Below are 17637 nucleotides of genomic sequence, written 5' to 3'. Positions count from 1 at the left end.
CATGCAGGCAGGATTCGCGTTTCTGGCGGGGTTGCTGTTCGGCGTCGGCCTCATCGTGTCGGGCATGGCCAATCCGCAGAAGGTGCTCGGCTTTCTCGACCTGGCGGGCCGCTGGGATCCGTCGCTCGCGTTCGTGATGGCCGGTGCGATGGGCGTGGCCGTGTTCGCGTTCGCGTGGGCGAAACGCCGGACGCGGTCGTGGCTCGGCTTGCCGATGCAGCTGCCGGCCTTGCAGGCGATCACCGTGCGCCTGGTCGCCGGAAGCGCCGTGTTCGGCATCGGCTGGGGGATGGCCGGGTTCTGCCCGGGGCCCGCGATCGTGTCGATCGGCTTCGGATCGGCCAAGGGGATCGGGTTCGTCGTCGCGATGCTGGCGGGGATGGCGATATTCGAGTGGGTCGAGCGCCGCAGTAACGTGCGGTGATTCAATGGCCGCCGCGTGCCGGGCAGGCAGCGGCGGACGACGCGGTTTCTTCGGATGAGGATGGCTGGAGCGCAGTGCGGTCGCTCGTTGCCGCGATGATGCGGTGGCTGCGTGGCCGTCTCCACGAATCGGTGAATCGGTGAGTCGATGAATTGGTGAACCGGCAAATCGGCAAATCGGCAAACCGGCAAACCGGCAAACCGGCAAACCGGCAAATCGGCAAATCGGCAAATCGGCAAATCGGCAAATCGGCAAATCGGCAAACCGGCAAACCGGCAAACCGGCAAACCGGCAAACCGGCAAACCGGCAAACCGGCAAACCGGCAAATCGGCAAGGCGCGACGTCAGGAATGCTCTCGCACACGATGGCTGCCGCGCACCCGCCCGGACAGCCGGCGCAGGATCGCACTGCACGCCGCGAGCACGTCTCTGCGGCCAGCAGGCTCCACAACCGCCGTGCTGACCGCACCGGCGCCGCCGGCCGACAACGCCACGTGACCGGCCGTCTCGAGCACCAGGCATTCGCCTTCGTCGAGCACCCGGCGAATGTACTGCGGCGCGTCGGGCAGCCAGTCGAGCCCGCCGTGACGCAGCGTGACCGCAAGCACGCCGTCCAGCACGATCACCTGGCTGCCCTTGTCGAACCACGCAAAGTGGCTTTGCCCAGCGTCGAGCCGGATATGTTGCGTCCGCATGGCGATTCCTTTTCCCGGTTGCGCAGCCTCGCGACGGCGAGGCGACAGCGTGCAGTCAGGTTAGGGAAACAGGCGCGGGCACGACAGATTCAGGGGACGGGAATCTGTTGCGGTGCAGGCGCCGATTTTGCGTCGCTGTATCGGTGGTTTTTCCCGGAATCTGTATCTGGCGTGCACTCGGACGCGCGGGCACGATGGCCCGCATGACGCCTTTCGCCGACGCATCCCGCACGCCTTTGCCGATGGACGGCGAGCCGCTTTACGAACGGCTCGCCGAACATTACCGCCGCATCATCGCGGCCGGCACGCTGTCGCCCGGCGACCGGATGCCGTCGGTGCGCGCATTCATGGCGCAGCACGGCGTGAGCCTGTCGACCGCGATCCAGGTATTCCGGCGGCTCGAGGATACGGGCTGGTGCGAGGCGAAGCCGCGCTCGGGCTACTTCGTGCGGCGCCGCGCGTCGGCCGTGCTCGAAACGCTGCCGGAAAGCGAAGGCCCGCCGCTGAGTGTCGAGCCGCCGTTCGCGGGCCTGCACGAACGCGTGTCGCGCGTGATCGACCGTGCGAATGCGGCAACCGATGCGCTGAATCTCGGCGGCGCGTCCGCGCTGGCCGCGCTGTATCCGACCGAGCGCCTGCAGGCGCTGGCGATCCGGCTGCTGCGGCGCAAGCCGACGCTGCTGACCGACGCGGGGCCCGTCGGCGGTTCGCCCGAATTCCGGCAGACGATGGCCAAACGCGCGCTGTCGTACGGCGTGACCGTGTCGCCGGACGAAGTGATGTCGACGAGCGGCGGCGTCGATGCGGTGAATCTCGCGCTGCGCGCGGTGGCGCGCCCCGGCGACACGATCGCGATCGAATCGCCGGCGTTCTTCGGCTTGATCCAACTGCTCGAAAGCCTTGGCCTGCGCGCGCTCGAAATCCCGGTCAGCCCGACGACCGGCCTGTCGATCGAGGCGCTCGAAGTGGCGCTGACTGCGTATCCGGACATACGGGCCGTGGTTGTCGTGCCGAACCTGCAGAACCCGCTCGGCTGCGTGATGCCCGACGAACGCAAGGCCGCGCTCGTCGCGCTGTGCTCGCGCCACGGCGTGGCCGTGATCGAGGACGAGCCGTATCGCGAGCTCGTCGAGGCGCCGCAGGCGGTCAAGCCGGCCAAGGCATGGGACCGCGACGGCACGGTGATCTACTGCCCGTCGTTCAACAAGGTGCTGGCCCCCGGGATGCGGCTCGGCTGGATGAGTGCGGGGCGCTGGCATGCGCGCGTGAAGATGCTGAAGTTCGCGCACAGCCGGCACAACGCTGCGTTGCTGCAGGCCGTTGCCGCCGAATTCGTCGGCTCGGGCGCGTTCGATCGCCATCTGCGCCGGTTCCGCGAACAGTTGCGCGTGCAGCGCGATGTGACGATCGACGCGATTGCACGGCATTTCCCGGCCGGAACCCGGATGAACCAGCCGCCGGGCGGGATGCTGCTGTGGATCGCGTTGCCGGAAGGCGTGCGCTCCGATGCGCTGTTCGACGCCGCATTGGCGCACGGGGTCAAGATCGCACCCGGTTCGATCTTCTCGAATTCCGACCGCTTCGACGCTTATATCCGGCTTGCGTGCACGCGCGTGTTCGATGCGGCGCACGAGGCGGCTTTCGAAACGCTCGGCCGCCTGATACGCGACGCGGCTACTGCTGCATAAGCACGACAGCGGCCGGCGCGCGATCGCTCCGGCCGGCCGCGCCGCCGCAGCGGCGGGACGTCATGTCAGCGGCCTGCCGAGTGCGAAGCGAGGTGCTGGCGGATCAACGACAGGTAACGATCGCCGACCGAGAAATCGCGTGCGACGCGCGGCCGTTCGGCCTGGCGCAGCGTGGCCGGCGCGCTCATGCCCAGATACCGGCAGACGGCCGACGGAAACGGCTTGCGTGTATGCCCGAGCTGGCGCGCCGCGCGCTCGACGCGGGCGTCGCCGACCTGGGCGCGAAGCCACGCCAGCACTTGGCGATCGGTGTCGTTGACGATACGGACCAGATGTTCCATCGCGCACCTCACTGTTCATAAATACAGTGCTGTAAATATAACCAGTGTTTGCGGCGACCGCAAGCGGGCGCGCTTGCGACTGGCCGTTCGGCCAGGGTCAGCGCGCCGGCGCGGTGGTTCGGCGGTCCGGCGATCCGGAGATCCTGGCAGTGGGAGCGGCAGGGGGAGCAGCCGCGGCGATGCCCGTATACCGCGCGTCGGTCAGCGTGCCGAGGAACGCGACGATGTCGTCGATTTCCGCGTCGGTCAGCGCGGGCAGCGTGCCGGGCCGGCGGTTCATCGGCGTCGAGTTGACGTTGATGTTGCCGCGATAGGCGGCCGGCACGTCGTCGAACGTCGTGGCGCCGTGATACCAGAAGCCGGGGTCGGTCGAGCGGGTGTTGTAGAACGCGACCGCGTCGCGCAGCGTCGTGAACACGCCGTTGTGCATGAAGGTCTGCTTGATCGCGACGTTGCGCAGCCCCGGCGTACGCAGGTAGCCGCACCATTGCGTCGGCTCGGGCCAGCGCAGCCTCCGTGCGGTGTCGCACAGCCCGTTGTCGAAATGGCTCGGATCGCGGTTCGCAGGCAGCGCGCGGTTGCGCGGCACGGCGATCGCGTCATAACCGAAATCGGTGAACAGCGAGCGCTCCGGGCGGCTCGACGTGTCCGACAGCGTATGGCAGGTCATGCAGTTGCCCTTGTCCGGATTCCGGAACAGCGCGAGGCCGCGCATCTCGGCCGGTGCGAGCGGTTTGCGGGTGCGCAGGAACGCGTCGAAGCGCGACGTGAACGGCGCCATCTCGTCGCTCTGCAGATAAGCCTCCACGGCCGAACCCAGCGCGCGCACGAGTTGCTCGGGATCGCGCCGCACCGGCGTGCCGAAGCGCGCGGCGAGATCGGGCGCGAGTTCGGTCGCATCGACCTTGCGCAGCAGCGCGGCCGGCGACCGGTTGTTCATCTCGTTCGGATCGAACAGCGGCCCGCGGATCTGCTCGGCGAGCGTATCCGCGCGGCCATCGCTGAACAGTCCGCCGAACGGCGACGGCGCGGGCGCATCGTCGTCCTGGTAGAAGTGGCGGCGCGGCACGTAGCGCACATAAAGCAGCGACGGCGCATTGCGCCGGCTGAAGCGCGCGGGCCGGCTGCCTTCCGGCACGCCGGGCCCCGCGAGCGAAGCCGCCGACAGCGTCGGCGCGAACGCACGGCCCGGATCGTGGCAGCCCGCGCACGACATGCCGCGCGGCTCGGACAGCCGCGGGTCGAAGAAGATCCGGCGGCCGAGCGCGACGAGCGTCGGATCGGGCGCGAAGCGCGCGGTGGCCGCGTCGATCTTGCCCGTCACCTGCGGCGTGCCGTTGCCGATCGTGTCGACGACGCGGGCGGCTGGCGCACCGGGCAGCAGAACGGTGCTCGCAGGGATCGTGCCGGAAGCCGGCGCGGCAGAAGGAGCCGCGCCGGCGGGACGTGGTGCAGCGGCGAGAATGGCGGCAAGCAAGGCGGTGGCGGACGCCACGCCCATCACGCGACCGACGCGAGACGGCTGCGCTTGCGCGGCGGCGAGCCGAGGCGCGCGAGCCGGCTGCCGCGCGATGCGCGGCAAACGAGGCTCCTCTCCTGCTGCGCCGCCGCGCGATGCACGAACCCGGCCGGCCGCTCTCGCGGCCTCGTCACCCATTGGAAGCAACCCGCTCACGGCGCAATGAACCCCGTCTTGTCGCAGGCGAGCGTCGTGCCCGACTGGTTGCACGACGCGAGCAGCTTGCCCGCCGCCGAATACGCACGGAACACCAAGCCCGTCGCGGGTGCCGCACGGCGTTCCATGATCAGGAAGCCGAAGCTGTTGTTGTGCGACAGCCGCTCGATCACGGCGCCCGGTGCCGGCGTCAGGCCGGCCGGGAACGGGTCGGGCAGTGCGACGTCGAGGTTGTCGCCGCCGTTGCCGGACACGATCGTCGCCGGGTGCCCGGACGAGAAGTTGATCGCCTGGAAGTCGTGCACGTGACCGTGCAGCGCGACGTGTACGCCCGGCGGGTAGTACGCCTGCGCGTTGAGGCTCGCCATCACCGACTGCAGCGCGAGGTTGCCCGGCGCGGGCGTGCTGCCGGCGATCGGCGCGAACGCGAGGATCGGATGATGGTTCGTGAAGATCGTCGTCGTCATGCCGGCCTTCGACGCGAGCGCGGCCACCGTCTGGAACAGCTTCTGGTAGATGCCGAATTGTGCGTCGGTCGTCTTGAGCGGCGTGCGGCCGACCTTCGCGGTGTCGAACACGATCACCTGCGAGCCGCCGCCGAGCGACACTGCATAGGGTTCCGAATAGTTCGCGTTGGTGTCGTTGGCCGGATCGTCGCACGAGCGGGCGGCCGAATACGGGCGCGGATCGAGGAAGCGGTACCAGCCCTGGCCTGCGCGCGCGCATTCCTCATGGTTGCCGCGCACGACGACCCACGGCGCCTTCGCGAGCAGCGGTGCCGCCGGGCGGAACAGGTCGGCCTGCCACGTATCCCAGCCATAGCCCCACGGGCTGTCCTTGCAGCCGGCGATATCCGGCGGGCATGCGTTCTCGCGATAGTGGTAGTCGCCGACGTGCAGCACCAGGTCGGGCGACAGCTTCGCGACGCTGGCCGCGATCGTGTCGAACGGCCAGACCGTCGCGTCGTTGCACGCCTGCCATGCGTTGTCGGCCTTCTTCATTCGGCAGCCGGTGTCGGCGATGATCGCGATGCGCTGCGGCTGCGCTTTCGGCAGCGGCAGCGTGCGGCCCGCGACGCTCGCCGCCTGCGCATCGGCCGGCAACGTCGTTTCGCAGACGGAGACCGGGAAGTTCGACGGCTTCGAATCGGCCGGGTCGCTGGCGGTCGGCCGCTGGGCCGGGGTCGCGGCGCCGGCGCGCAGCGTCATGCGCGACAGCTTGCCGTCGACGGTCAGTTGCGGACACACCGGATCGCCGGCCGACGCGGGGGTGTAGTTCGTGATGACGCGCGCGATCGCCTGGTTCGCGTCGCCGATCTCGACCCATGCGGCCTGGACGTTGACCGACGCACTGGCCGGGTCGGCCGGCGAATCGATGTGGTTCGAGCACGCGGACAGCGCGGCGAGGGCAACAAGGGGGGCGCAGCGCGCGAGCAGTGCGCGCGGGAGGAGTCGTCGCATGGGAGGCACCGTAGGAAAGTCGTCAACGATACGCAGCACGAATGTAAGAAATGTGAAAAACCGGGGCGCGGCAGGGTGCTCGCCTACGCGCCGGGATTCGCGGCCGAGGCCTTGACCTCAAGCCGGCTTGAAGCAGCACAGTGCGCTTTATGATCAACGAACCAGAAGGGGAATCGACGATGGAAACCAACCGGCCCAACGACGAACAATCCGCGCTGTGGAACGGCCCGTCGGGGCGTGCATGGGTCGATGCGCAGGCGCTGCTCGACCGGATGTTCGAGCCGTTCGAGGCGCTGCTCGCCGATGCGGCGGCCGCGTCGTCAGCGCGCAGCGTGCTCGACGTCGGCTGCGGCACGGGCGCGGTCACGCTTGCGATCGCGCGCCGGCTCGGCACGGACACGCAATGCACGGGCATCGACATCTCGGCCCGGATGATCGATGCCGCGCAGGCGCGCGCCGAACGCAGCGGCATTCATGCCCGCTTCGTGTGCGCGGATGTGCAGACTCATGCGTTCGAGCCCGCGAGCGTCGACCTGATCGTGTCGCGCCTCGGCTTGATGTTTTTCGATGACCCGGTCCGGGCGTTCGCGAATCTGCGGCACGCGGCGCGGCCCGACGCGCAGATGCGGTTCGTCGCGTGGCGCAGCGCGGCCGACAACCCGTTCATGACGACGGCCGAGCGGGCCGCCGCGCCGTTGCTGCCGAACCTGCCCGCGCGCCGGCCCGGCGCGCCGGGGCAGTTCGCGTTCGGCGACCGGCAGCGGATCGCGTCGGTGCTGTCGGACAGCGGCTGGGCCGATATTGCGATCGAGCCGGTCGACAGGGCGTGCGTGTTGCCCGAGCCCGCGCTGGACGACTACATCGCGCGGCTGGGCCCGGTCGGGCTCGCGCTGCTGGAGACGGACGAGGCGACGCGGCGGAGCGAGGTCGAGAAGGTGCGTGTCGCGTTCGAGCGTTACGTGCACGGCACGGAGGTGTGTTTCGACGCGGCCTGCTGGCTCGTGACGGCGCGCGCGCCGTCCGCGTAACGCGTTGCGATAAAAGGCGGATCAGGAAAGGGCCGCCTGCCGGCCTGCGCATTGCTGTTCGCGCACGACGCAACAGCGCCGCGCGACATGTACGCGTCAGCGTTTCCTCGCGCGCAGCATCAGCCACGCGCAACCTCCGGCAACCAGCGCGAGGCCGAGCAGGACGGCTTCGACGCCGAGCGCGAAACCCGGTGGCATTTCACCGCTGTTCGGCACGGGCGACAGGTTGCCGCCCATCGCGATGGCGCCGCCGGCCAGCAGCGCCATGCAGACGATCCAGTAGGCCTTGCCGCGCGGCGCCGCGGCCCGAATCCGCCACAGCGCGATGCCGGTTCCGCCGAGATAAAGCACGGCGAGCGTGCCGAGCGCGACGAGGTCGGCGGCGCGGCTTTGCAGAAGCCCGTTCATCGTGCGGCTCGGTCGGACGTGGCGGACCGGCGCGGCGCAGCAAGGGCGGCGGTGTGCGCGCTCATTCGGCCTCCGTCGCGTGCCCCGGTGCGCGGCTCAGCAGATGCGTACGCTTGTCGGCCGCGAGCGACACGTAGCGTTCGTACTGGCGCAGCACGTCGGCGATCACTTCGTCGCCGCGCAGGTATTCGACGTCGTAGCCGAGCCGCCCGTCCTCGAAGAACGTGACGATCCCATACACGTGCGCTCGCGCTGCTTCCGGCTCGGCTGCCTCGCGCACCAGGAACGCGGCCGCGGATTTCACCGTCACGCGCACGCCGTACACGAAATCGCGATGCTCGGCGGTCGGCACGGTGAGCCGCACGGCGTCGTCGCTGTCGCGCTGCACGTGCGCATCGACGCCGCTCGCGCGCAGTTCGTCGGCGACCTTGCGCAGCGCGGGCTCGACCGTCTCGGCGACGAACTGGCGCGCCTCGGCCTCGGTCGTCTGCCTCAGGATGTGCGTCAGGCGGTGGCGCCAGTGCTGGCCGGTCCAGAAACTCGCCGCAGGCGCGATCTCCTGCGAATAGTGCGCGCGGTCGGCCGCGAGCCCGCGCCACAGCCCGTAGCAGAGCGCGAGCATGATGATGGCGACCGGCAGCGCGGCGATCAGCGTCATCGCCTGCAATGCGCCGAGCCCGCCGGCGACGAGCAGCACCGCAGCCGTCACGCCGAGCAGCACGGCCCAGAACAGCCGTTGCCAGACGGGCGAATGCGCGTTGCCGCGCGTCGCGATCTGGTCGATCACGAACGCGCCCGAATCCGCGGACGTGACGAAGAACACCGCGATCAGCACGATCGCGGCGATCGACAGCAGTTGCGACAACGGCAGGAAATCGAAGAAGCGGAACAGCAGCGCATCGACGTTGGTGGCCGTTTGCGCGAGCGCGCCGGCCGCGCCGTGCGTGTCGAGCCAGATCGCGCTGTTGCCGAACACGGTCATCCACACGAGGTTGAACGCGGTCGGCACGAGCAGCACGCCGATCACGAACTGGCGGATCGTGCGGCCGCGCGAGATGCGCGCGATGAACATGCCGACGAACGGCGACCACGAGATCCACCACGCCCAGTAGAGGATCGTCCAGCCGCCGAACCAGCCTTCCTCGCGCGGCGACGCATACGCATAGGTGCGAAACGACAGGTCGACGAGATTCGACAGGTACTGGCCGATGTTGTCGCCGAGCGCGCGGAACAGGAAGGCCGTCGGGCCCGCGACGACCACGAACGCGAGCAGCAGGAACGCGAGCAGCAGGTTCAGCTCGGACAGCCGGCGCACGCCCTTGTCGAGGCCGCTGGCGGCCGACAGGCCCGCGAGCAGCACCACGATCGCGACGAGCCCGATGCGAAACAGATTGCTGCCGGTGTCCCAGCCGACGACCGTATGCAGGCCCGCGCTCATCTGCATCACGCCATAGCCGAGCGTCGTCGCGATGCCGGCGACCGTGCCGACCAGTGCGAACGCGTCGACCGTGTGGCCGATCCAGCCGTTGATGCGCTCGCGCAGCACCGGATACAGCCCCGAGCGCAGCGTCAGCGGCAGGTTGTAGCGAAAGCCGAAGTACGCGAGCACGAGCCCCATCAGCCCGTAGATCGCCCATGCATGGAAGCCCCAGTGGAAGAAGGTCATCAGCATCGCCTCGCGTGCGGCGGCGGGCGTGCCGGGGTCGACGGTCGGCGGCTTCAGGAAGTGCTGCATCGGCTCGCCGACGCCGAAGTACATGAGGCCGATGCCCATGCCTGCCGCGAACAGCATGGCCGTCCACGATACGAAGCTGAACTCGGGTTCGGCGTCGTCGGGGCCGAGCCGGATGTTGCCGAAATCGCTCGCGGCGATCAGCACGAGAAACACGAGGAACGTGGTGACGGCCAGGACGTAGAACCAGTCGAAGCGCATGACGACCCATTGCTGGCCGGCGGAGAACAGCGTGCCGGCTTCGCTCGGGAGCAGCGCACAGACGGCCAGCAGTGCACCGATGACCGCGAGCGCGGGCAGGACGACCTGCGGCTTGAATGTCGTGCGCGGGGAGGGACGGGAATCTGGCATGTCGGGCATCCAGTTGTGGGCGCAACGAGGCGCGACGCCGTCCGGCGCGCACATTGCGCGGCGGACCCTGCTACGGCGTGCGTCGAGTGTACCGCGGTGTCAGGACTGCAAGAAGGAGCATGCAGAAGGGAAAAACCTGACGGATTGTAAGGTATTGCGGCGATCGAGAACACCCGCGCGGTTTGCGTGGCGGGCGGACGGGACGTGGAAAGCCCGGTGGACGCCGGGCCTCGGGCGCCCGGATGGCGCGTGCAATGCGCATCGTCCGGGGTGCGGGCAGCGCACTGAAGGCGCTGCGGTGCGGGTTCTCAAGAAAACGCCGGGCCGCCCCAAGTTTTCTTGACCCCCCTCGGGGGGCCTGGCGCGAAGCGACAGGTCTGGGGGCGCTCAGAAAGTGACGGCGATCCCGGCCATGCCGACGAACTGGCCGTGCGTCGTCGACGGCGTGAGCTGCTGCGAATCGCCGACGATCGGCGCCGCATCGATGATGTGGCCGGCACCTTGCGCGCCGAGCGTCTGCCCGCTCGAATGCGTGTACGCCTGCAGCGCATAGAGCGTCGTGCGCTTCGACAGGCTGTACGACTCCTTCAGCGAATACTGCTGGTAGCGGGCCGCGCTCGCGACGCCGTTCGCCTTCGATGCCAACGTGTATGCGAATGCGCCGGCCACCGAGAACGCCGGCGTGAAGCGGTACGCGGCAAGCGCACCGTAGGTGTTGAACACGGCCGTGTCGGTGAACGCGGAGCCGTTGCCGGGCAGGTACTTCACGTTCGAATAGTTGATGCCCATCGTCAGGTCGCCGAGCGTGTAGTTGCCGGCCGCCGCGACCTGCTCGACGGCCTTCGCGGTCAGGTAGCCCTGGTTCAGCACGGACACCGCGAAGCTGCCCGACGACGCGGTGGCCGGATTCAGGAAGCCTGCCGACGAGCCCGAGCTGTTGATGCGCAGGTAGCCGGCCGCGATCCCGACCGGCCCGTTCGCATAGCGCAGCGCGGCGCTGAACGTGTTGCCCTTGCCGGTCGCGCCGGCAATGCCGCCGAATGCGTACATCGCGCTCGCGCTCAGCCCGGCGAAGGTCGGCGACGTATAGGTAACCGAATTGTTCACGCGGATCGTCGTGTCGAGGCCGTCGATGTCGCCCGGATGCGCACCCGTCGCGCCGGTCAGCCAGCTGCTCGACGCGTACGGGCCGACGAACAGGAAGTAGGGCGTGTACTGGCGGCCGGCCGTCAGCGTGCCGTAGCGAGCGTTGCGCAGGCCGACGAACGCCTGGCGATTGAATATCGTGCCGGCGGCGGCCTGCGCGCCGTTGTTCAGGTTGAAGCCGGACTGCAGGTCGAAGATCGCGTGCGTGCCGCTGCCGAGATCCTCGTCGCCGCGCAGCCCGAACTTCGATGCATACAGGTTGCCGTCGCGCATGTAGATGTTCGAATGGCCCTGCTGGTTGTTCACGTACGCGATCGAATCGTCGACGACGCCGTACAGCGTCACGCTGCTCTGCGCGCGGGCAGCGGTTGTGCCGAGCGATGCGGCTGATAAAATCAGGATTGCATAGCGATTGGCGGGTGCTTTCATTGTCGATCTCCAGATCTCTTCATCAGTTCAACGGGGCGGGAGGCTGAAGTGCCTCCTCTGTGGCGGGGGGCGGGCCGCGCGAACGGCCCGCCCGATCGGTGCGGCGTGCGGGTCAGTGATCGAACGCGACGACGATGCGGCGCCAGGCGCCGTCCTGTACATCCTGCTCGACGCGCGCGCCGCGGACGGCGAGCGGGCCCTGCAGCGATGCAGGCAGCAGGATCTCGACGCGGTCGGCCGGGCGGGCCGGTCGGCCGTCCCAGCGGACCGACACGCCGAGCGCGCCCGACGCCTCGCGGCCGGTCTCGATCCGCCACAGTCCGTATTCGCCGTCGCGCCACGCTTCCGTCTCGCCGTCGTCCTCGACGCATTCGCCGTACGCGACGCCGTCCTCGATGCGCGGCGCGACGAGGAAGCCGCGCGTGTCGGCGCGCGCGCCGAAATGCTGGTCCGCGACGTTCAGCGGCAGCACGCGGCCTTCACGCAGCAGCATCACCGGCGTATCGAGCGGTGCGGGCAGCGTGACGCTTGCGCCGCCGTCGAACGACTGCGCGCTCGCGCAGCACGTCCAGCGCGCGCCCGACGGCAGATAGACCGTGCGCTCCGTGCGGCCGGGATCGACGACCGGCGCGACCAGCAGCGCGTCGCCGAGCATCATGTCGTCGCACTCGTCGTAGCAGCGCGCATCGGCGGGGAAATCGGCGAAGGTCGGCCGCAGCACGGGCTCGTAGCGCGTCGTCGACAGCCACAGCAGGTGATAGAGGTACGGCAGCAGCCGGTAGCGCTGCTTGATCAGCGATGCGACCTGCGCGGCGATCTCCGGATACATCCACGGTTCGTTGACAGTGCCGTCGTCGTTCCACGAATGGATGCTGAAGCGCGGCATGAAGATGCCGAACTGCACCCAGCGCAGCAGGAGTTCGGGCGACGGCGCGGGCCCGGAGAAGCCGCCGATGTCGTGACCGATGTTCGACACGCCCGACAGCGCGAGCCCGAGGCCCATCTTCAGGTTGTAGCGCAGCGTTTCCCACGATGTGTAGTTGTCACCGGACCAGGTCTGCACGTAGCGCTGCATGCCGGCGCCGCCGGAGCGCGACACCAGGAACGGCCGCTGCGTCGGCGCATGCGCGCGCTGCGCGTCGCGCGATGCGCGCATCATCAGCATCGTCTGCAGCACCTTAGCCTCGCGCGCGGGGAACGGCTGGCCGAAGCCGTGCGCGATCGCATCCGGTGACCAGATCTCGTATTCGTTGTTGTCGTTCCAGGTCGACTCGATCCCGTATTCGAGCAGCGCCGACGTGACCTGCTCGCGCCACCAGTGGTACGCGTCCGGCTGCGTGAAGTCGAGATACGCGCCGACTTCGTCCCAGAACTGCACCCACGCAGGCTCGCCGGACGCCGAGCGGATCAGCAGCCCGCGTTTTTCGGCTTCGTCGAACGCCGGATGGTCGCGCAGCAGGCACGGCTTGATGTTCGCGCACAGGCGGATGCCGTGGTCGCGGTAGTGCTTCACGAAACCCTTCGCGTCGGGAAACTTGTCGCGGTTCCAGTTGAACACGTAGCGCTTCGCGCCGATCGACGTATAGCCCGACGACAGGTGGAACGAGTCGCACAGGATGTCGTGCGCGTCGCACTGCTCGACGAACTGGTTCATCTGCTGCTGCGCGTCCGGCGCATCGGTGTAGCTCATCGTCGAGCCCGAATAGCCGAGGCCCCATTTCGGCGTGCGCGCGGGGCGCCCGGTGAGCCACGTGAAGCGCCGCGCGGCCGCGAGCGGCGTATCGGGCGACGCGATGAAGTAGTAGTCGAGATCGCCGTGCTCGGCGACGAAATAGCGGTACGGGCCGTGATAGTTGTCGAGCTCGCGGCCCATGTCGAACGAGCAATCCGACAGCGTGTCGTAGAAGAGGCCGAAGCCCTGGCACGCAGCGGGCGACCACGTGATGTAGAACGGGATGTGCTTGTACAGCGGGTCGGTGTGCTTCGCGCTGTAGCCCATCGCGTCGATGTTGCGCATCTCGAAGCGCGCGCCCGTGCGGTCGAGGTCGCCCGCGCGTTCGCCGAGGCCGAACACCTTGTCGCCGCGCTCGCGGGCGACGTAGTGATACGCGCGGTCGTCCCACCAGCCGAAGTTGTACGCCTGCGTCGCGCGGTCGGCGAGCGCGACGCGCCATGCGCCGTCCGCGCCGCGCATCGACCACGTGCAATGGCCGCCTTGCCAGCGCACCGCGAGCCGGATCTGCGCGGTTTCGATGCGCAGGCCGTCGTCGTCTTCGGCAACGCTGTAGGAAGGTAGCGCGAAGCCGTCCAGGTCGAGGCGGTCGCGGCCGTCGAGCGGCACGTCGTCGAGGCCCGGTGCGATCGACCACGTGCGCGGATTGCGTGCCGTCGCGTCGGGCAGCACGCGCACGCGCACGATGTCGTCCTCGAGCACGAAGATCTCGAGGGTTGCGCCCGCGTCGGACGCGAGCAGCAGGCGGTTCGCGTGCCGGGCGGCGATACGGAACGCGGGCGGATGAAGAAGCGAAGTCATGAATGCGATTCCTGGTGAGAGCGAATGTCAGGCGTGCCGTGCGAGCAGGCGTTCCTGCTTCGACTGCCCGCGGATCAGCACCGCGAGCAGCGTGACGCCGATGAGGTCGAACAGGCCGAGGCACGCGAACAGCGGCGCATAGCCGATCTTGTCGGCGAGCGCGCCGACCAGCAGCGAGAAGCCGAGTCCGCCGATCCACGCGGCCATCCCGGCGAAGCCGCTCGCGGTGCCGACTTCCTCGGAATCGAACACGTCGGCCGACAGCGTGTTGACGAGCGCGGAGATCATCTGGTGCGCGAAGCCGCCGACACAGAACAGCGCGATGGCCGTGTACGGCGACGATACGAGGCCGATCATCGCGGGCCCGAGCATCAGCACCGCGCCGAGCGCGACGCCGGCGACGCGCGACCACACGAGCGGCAGCTTGAAGCGGTTGGCGAGATACGGCGACAGATAGCCGCCCGCGATGCCGCCGGCGTCGGCCGCGAGAAACGGCATCCACGCGAAGATCGCGATCTGCGTGAGCGGCATGTGGCGCTCGGTCGCGAGGTACAGCGGAATCCAGAAGCTGAAGGTCTGCCACGCGGGTTCGGCGAAGAAGCGCGGCAGCGCGATGGCCCAGAAGCGCCGCGCGGTGACGACGTCGCGGATGCGGCGCTTCGACACCGGCGGCATCGTGGCCTGGCCGTCGCGGATCAGCGCGCGCTCCTGCGACGTGATGCGCGGATGATCGGCCGGCGACCGGTACTGCGTGTACCAGAGCGCGGCCCACACGAAGCCGAGCGCGCCGGTGACCATGAACGCCGACTGCCAGCCGAACCGCATCGAGATGAACACGACGAGCGGTGGCGCGATTGCTGCGCCGAGCGACGTGCCCGCGTTGAAGTAGCCGACCGCGACGGATTTCTCGCGATCGGGAAACCATTCGGCGACGGCCTTCATCCCCGACGGAATCGCGGCGGCTTCGAACAGCCCGAGCAAGCCGCGCAGGATGCCGAGCGACAGCCACCCCGACGCGAAGCCGTGCGCGACGCCGACCACCGACCACAGCATCGCGAACAGCGCGAACCCGAGCCGCAGCCCGATCAGGTCGACGATGAACCCGCACACGGGCTGCATGATCGTGTAACCGATCTGGAATGCGCCGACGATGTACGAATACTGCTGCGTCGAGATCGCGAATACCTGCTTCAGCTCGGGGGCGAGCACCGCGAGGGAGTTCCGTGCGAGGTAGTTGAGGATCGTGCCGAGACACACGAGCACGATGATCCACCAGCGCAACGCCTTGACTGTTTTCACTGCTGTCTCCTGTTGGGCAGGGCGGGCATGCGGCACCTGCCTGATCCATGCAAGCCGTCCGGTCAGGGAGGCTTTTTCAGCTTATTTGTACGATGTCCGATCTTGATGGGCGCCGATTTTGCCGGTTTTCATCGAAATGACGCTGTTCGAGCGAACATTTAGTCGTCGCTGGATACGGATGTTATCTGACGACTGATCATTTTCGAACATCCTATGTTCGAATGCGAATCCGGTCAACGTGAATTTGCATTCGAATGAACGTGCTCGGGGTTTTCCCGAGGAGAGGGGGAGCGGCGTGGGCGGAAGCGCATGGCGGTTGCGTGCCAAAGCCCGTGCGGCGGGGCTGTGCGATGGCCTGGCGATCCGTGGGCGCAGGACGGGACGTGACAACCCTGATGAAAATTTATTTTTTTCTCGGTTGCGGATTGTGTAAATTGATTTTCATCTTCCTTGCAACAACCATTCGCATGACGCCTCTCGTTTCGCACGACGCCAGTCACGACGAACCCGCGATCGCCGAGCGGATCGCGTCGGCGATGCCGTTGATGACGCCGATCCACCGGCGCATGGGCGAATTCGTGCTCGCGAATCCGTTTCGCGCGGCGACGATGCGGATCGACGAACTCGCACAGGCCGTGAATGCGTCGATCGCGACCGCGAACCGCTTCGCGAAGGCGCTCGGCTTCGACGGCTATCCGGCGATGCGCGCGGCACTCGTGCGCGGCTTCGAAGCGACGCTCGGGCCGGTCGAGCGGTTGCGCTCGGCGCAGGAGCAGGAGTCCGGCGTGCGCGGCGCGGCATGGATCGACGCGGTGTTCGACCAGGCCGTCGCGAACATCGAGAACACGCGCGCGCAACTGGACGCGGCCGATGTCGAGGCTGCGGTCGAGGCGATCGTCGGCGCGCGGCGCGTGCTGATCCTCGGCGCGGGGTCGAGCGCGTTTCTCGCCGGGCTGATGGAGCACGGGCTGTCCGTGTGTCACGACAGCGTGCAGTCGCTCGCGCTGCTCGGCGGCCCGTCGCACGCGGCGCGGCGCCTGTATACGGCCGACTCGCGCGATCTCGTGATCGCGCTCGCGTTTCCGCGCTACGTGAAGGACACGATCGAGCTGGCCCGCCGCGCGGCGGCGCGCGGCGCGCGCGTGCTCGGCATCTCCGACGGCCCGCAATCGCCGCTTGCGCCGATCGCGTCGCTGAACCTGTACGTCAAGGCCGAACGGCGCTTCGCGGCCACGTCGGAAGCGGCGGTGCTCACGATGATCGAGGCGCTGATCGACGCGGTCGCGCTGCGCACGCACCGGTCCGCGAAGTCCGCCGCCGAGATGACCGAATTCCTGCTGCCGTGGCTCGTGCAGCCGCAAGCGGCGCTGTCGGCCGCCAACCCTTCTTCCCCCCGTCCGAAAAAATCATGACTTCTCCCGCGATCGTCGCGATTCACGGTGGCGCAGGCACGATCCTGCGCGATGCGATGGATACCGAAACCGAACGCCGGTACCGTGCCGAACTGACCGCGATCCTGCAGGCCGCGCAGCAGGTGCTGGCCGACGGCGGCAGCGCGCTCGACGCCGTCACCGTCGCGGTGCGGATGCTCGAGGACTGCCCGCTGTTCAACGCCGGACGCGGCGCCGTGTATACGGCCGAAGGCAAGCACGAGCTCGACGCGGCGGTCATGGACGGCGCGACGCTCGGCGCCGGCGCGATCTGCTGCGCGACGCGCGTGCGCAATCCCGTGCTGGCCGCGCGGCGCGTGATGGAGGCGAGCGAACACGTGCTGTTCGCCGGCGCGGGCGCCGATGCGTTCGCGGCCGCGCAGGGGCTCGAACTCGCGGAACCCGGCTATTTCGACACCGAAGCGCGTCACGCGCAGTGGCTCAAGGCGCGCGCGGCGGCCGGCATGATGCTCGATCACGACGCGGCGACGTTCGCGTTCGGCAAATCGCAATCGCAGCCGCAGCCGGCCGAACCGCTCGATCCGGACCGCAAGCACGGCACGGTCGGCGCGGTCGCGTGCGACCTGCACGGCCACATCGCGGCGGCGACGTCGACGGGCGGCATCACGAACAAGCGGCCGGGGCGTGTCGGCGATTCGCCGATCATCGGCGCGGGCTGCTATGCGGACGATGCAACCTGCGCAGTGTCGTCGACGGGCACCGGCGAGACGTTCATCCAGCTCGCGACCGCGCACGACGTTGCCGCGCAGATCGCGTATCGCGGCGCGTCGCTGGCCGACGCCGCGCACGACGTCGTGATGAACAAGCTGCCGCGCCTGGCGGGCCGCGGCGGGATCATCGCGGTCGACGCGCACGGCAACGTCGCGATGCCGTTCAACACCGAAGGGATGTACCGCGGCTACGCGCGTGTGGGCGAAGCGCCTGTCGTCGGCATCTATCGCGACGACGCAGCCTGATTCCGGATCGCACGAGGAGAT

Annotated in this window: 14 protein-coding genes; 5 read left to right on the top strand and 9 right to left on the bottom strand. The window is 68.6% G+C overall.

What is annotated here, in order from left to right:
• The first annotated feature begins 1 nt into the window (after nucleotide 1).
• Nucleotides 2-424, top strand: a complete 423-nt coding sequence (locus ACM6JT_RS10795) for a DUF6691 family protein (protein ID WP_414856459.1) — start codon at nucleotides 2-4, stop codon at nucleotides 422-424.
• 344 nt (nucleotides 425-768) lie between these two features.
• Here ACM6JT_RS10795 and ACM6JT_RS10790 read toward each other — a convergent pair whose 3' ends face one another.
• A complete protein-coding gene (locus tag ACM6JT_RS10790; protein WP_131948694.1) occupies nucleotides 769-1119 on the bottom strand; it encodes a hypothetical protein in 351 nt (116 codons plus the stop codon).
• A 203-nt stretch (nucleotides 1120-1322) separates the two neighbouring features.
• Here ACM6JT_RS10790 and ACM6JT_RS10785 point away from each other — a divergent pair, with 203 nt between their 5' ends.
• Entirely contained in the window at nucleotides 1323-2807 is a 1485-nt protein-coding gene (locus tag ACM6JT_RS10785; RefSeq protein WP_414856458.1) for a PLP-dependent aminotransferase family protein, read from the top strand.
• Nucleotides 2808-2872: 65 nt separating this feature from the next.
• Here the strand turns inward: ACM6JT_RS10785 and ACM6JT_RS10780 are convergent, their stop codons facing one another.
• The 3 genes from ACM6JT_RS10780 to ACM6JT_RS10770 form a co-directional block, all read right to left on the bottom strand.
• Nucleotides 2873-3148: a hypothetical protein gene (locus ACM6JT_RS10780; RefSeq protein WP_034179770.1), complete on the bottom strand. Its 276-nt coding sequence runs from the start codon at nucleotides 3146-3148 to the stop codon at nucleotides 2873-2875.
• 97 nt (nucleotides 3149-3245) lie between these two features.
• Entirely contained in the window at nucleotides 3246-4805 is a 1560-nt protein-coding gene (locus tag ACM6JT_RS10775) for a cytochrome-c peroxidase (protein WP_414856457.1), read from the bottom strand.
• Nucleotides 4806-4819: 14 nt separating this feature from the next.
• A complete protein-coding gene (locus tag ACM6JT_RS10770; protein WP_414856456.1) occupies nucleotides 4820-6283 on the bottom strand; it encodes a metallophosphoesterase in 1464 nt (487 codons plus the stop codon).
• Nucleotides 6284-6462: 179 nt separating this feature from the next.
• Between ACM6JT_RS10770 and ACM6JT_RS10765 the strand changes: the two genes are divergently transcribed.
• Nucleotides 6463-7311: a class I SAM-dependent methyltransferase gene (locus tag ACM6JT_RS10765; RefSeq protein ID WP_414856455.1), complete on the top strand. Its 849-nt coding sequence runs from the start codon at nucleotides 6463-6465 to the stop codon at nucleotides 7309-7311.
• 96 nt (nucleotides 7312-7407) lie between these two features.
• Here the strand turns inward: ACM6JT_RS10765 and ACM6JT_RS10760 are convergent, their stop codons facing one another.
• The 5 genes from ACM6JT_RS10760 to ACM6JT_RS10740 all read right to left on the bottom strand — a co-directional run bounded on the left by ACM6JT_RS10760 (nucleotide 7408) and on the right by ACM6JT_RS10740 (nucleotide 15209).
• Nucleotides 7408-7719: a hypothetical protein gene (locus ACM6JT_RS10760; RefSeq protein ID WP_243566375.1), complete on the bottom strand. Its 312-nt coding sequence runs from the start codon at nucleotides 7717-7719 to the stop codon at nucleotides 7408-7410.
• 61 nt (nucleotides 7720-7780) lie between these two features.
• Nucleotides 7781-9802: a BCCT family transporter gene (locus ACM6JT_RS10755; RefSeq protein WP_414856454.1), complete on the bottom strand. Its 2022-nt coding sequence runs from the start codon at nucleotides 9800-9802 to the stop codon at nucleotides 7781-7783.
• 387 nt (nucleotides 9803-10189) lie between these two features.
• Complete coding sequence (locus ACM6JT_RS10750) at nucleotides 10190-11377, bottom strand: porin (RefSeq protein WP_414856453.1); 1188 nt, start codon at nucleotides 11375-11377, stop codon at nucleotides 10190-10192.
• A 112-nt stretch (nucleotides 11378-11489) separates the two neighbouring features.
• The gene (locus ACM6JT_RS10745; protein WP_414856452.1) at nucleotides 11490-13910 is read right to left on the bottom strand and encodes a TIM-barrel domain-containing protein; all 2421 of its coding nucleotides are present in this window, start codon (nucleotides 13908-13910) and stop codon (nucleotides 11490-11492) included.
• Nucleotides 13911-13937: 27 nt separating this feature from the next.
• A complete protein-coding gene (locus ACM6JT_RS10740; protein WP_175748536.1) occupies nucleotides 13938-15209 on the bottom strand; it encodes an MFS transporter in 1272 nt (423 codons plus the stop codon).
• 467 nt (nucleotides 15210-15676) lie between these two features.
• On the opposite strand from ACM6JT_RS10740, the gene ACM6JT_RS10735 reads away from it, so the two are divergent.
• Both ACM6JT_RS10735 and ACM6JT_RS10730 read left to right on the top strand, forming a co-directional pair.
• Nucleotides 15677-16621: a MurR/RpiR family transcriptional regulator gene (locus ACM6JT_RS10735; protein ID WP_034179762.1), complete on the top strand. Its 945-nt coding sequence runs from the start codon at nucleotides 15677-15679 to the stop codon at nucleotides 16619-16621.
• A complete protein-coding gene (locus tag ACM6JT_RS10730) occupies nucleotides 16618-17616 on the top strand; it encodes an isoaspartyl peptidase/L-asparaginase family protein (protein WP_414856451.1) in 999 nt (332 codons plus the stop codon). The genes ACM6JT_RS10735 and ACM6JT_RS10730 overlap by 4 nt, the downstream gene beginning before the upstream one ends.
• The last annotated feature ends 21 nt before the right edge of the window (nucleotides 17617-17637 follow it).

The organism is Burkholderia sp. IT-111MI5, assembly GCF_949752865.1.
GTDB classification, from domain to species: Bacteria; Pseudomonadota; Gammaproteobacteria; order Burkholderiales; family Burkholderiaceae; genus Burkholderia; species Burkholderia pyrrocinia_C.
The sequence above is the reverse complement of the archived record's forward strand: the minus strand, read 5'-3'. Positions and strand labels throughout refer to the sequence as shown.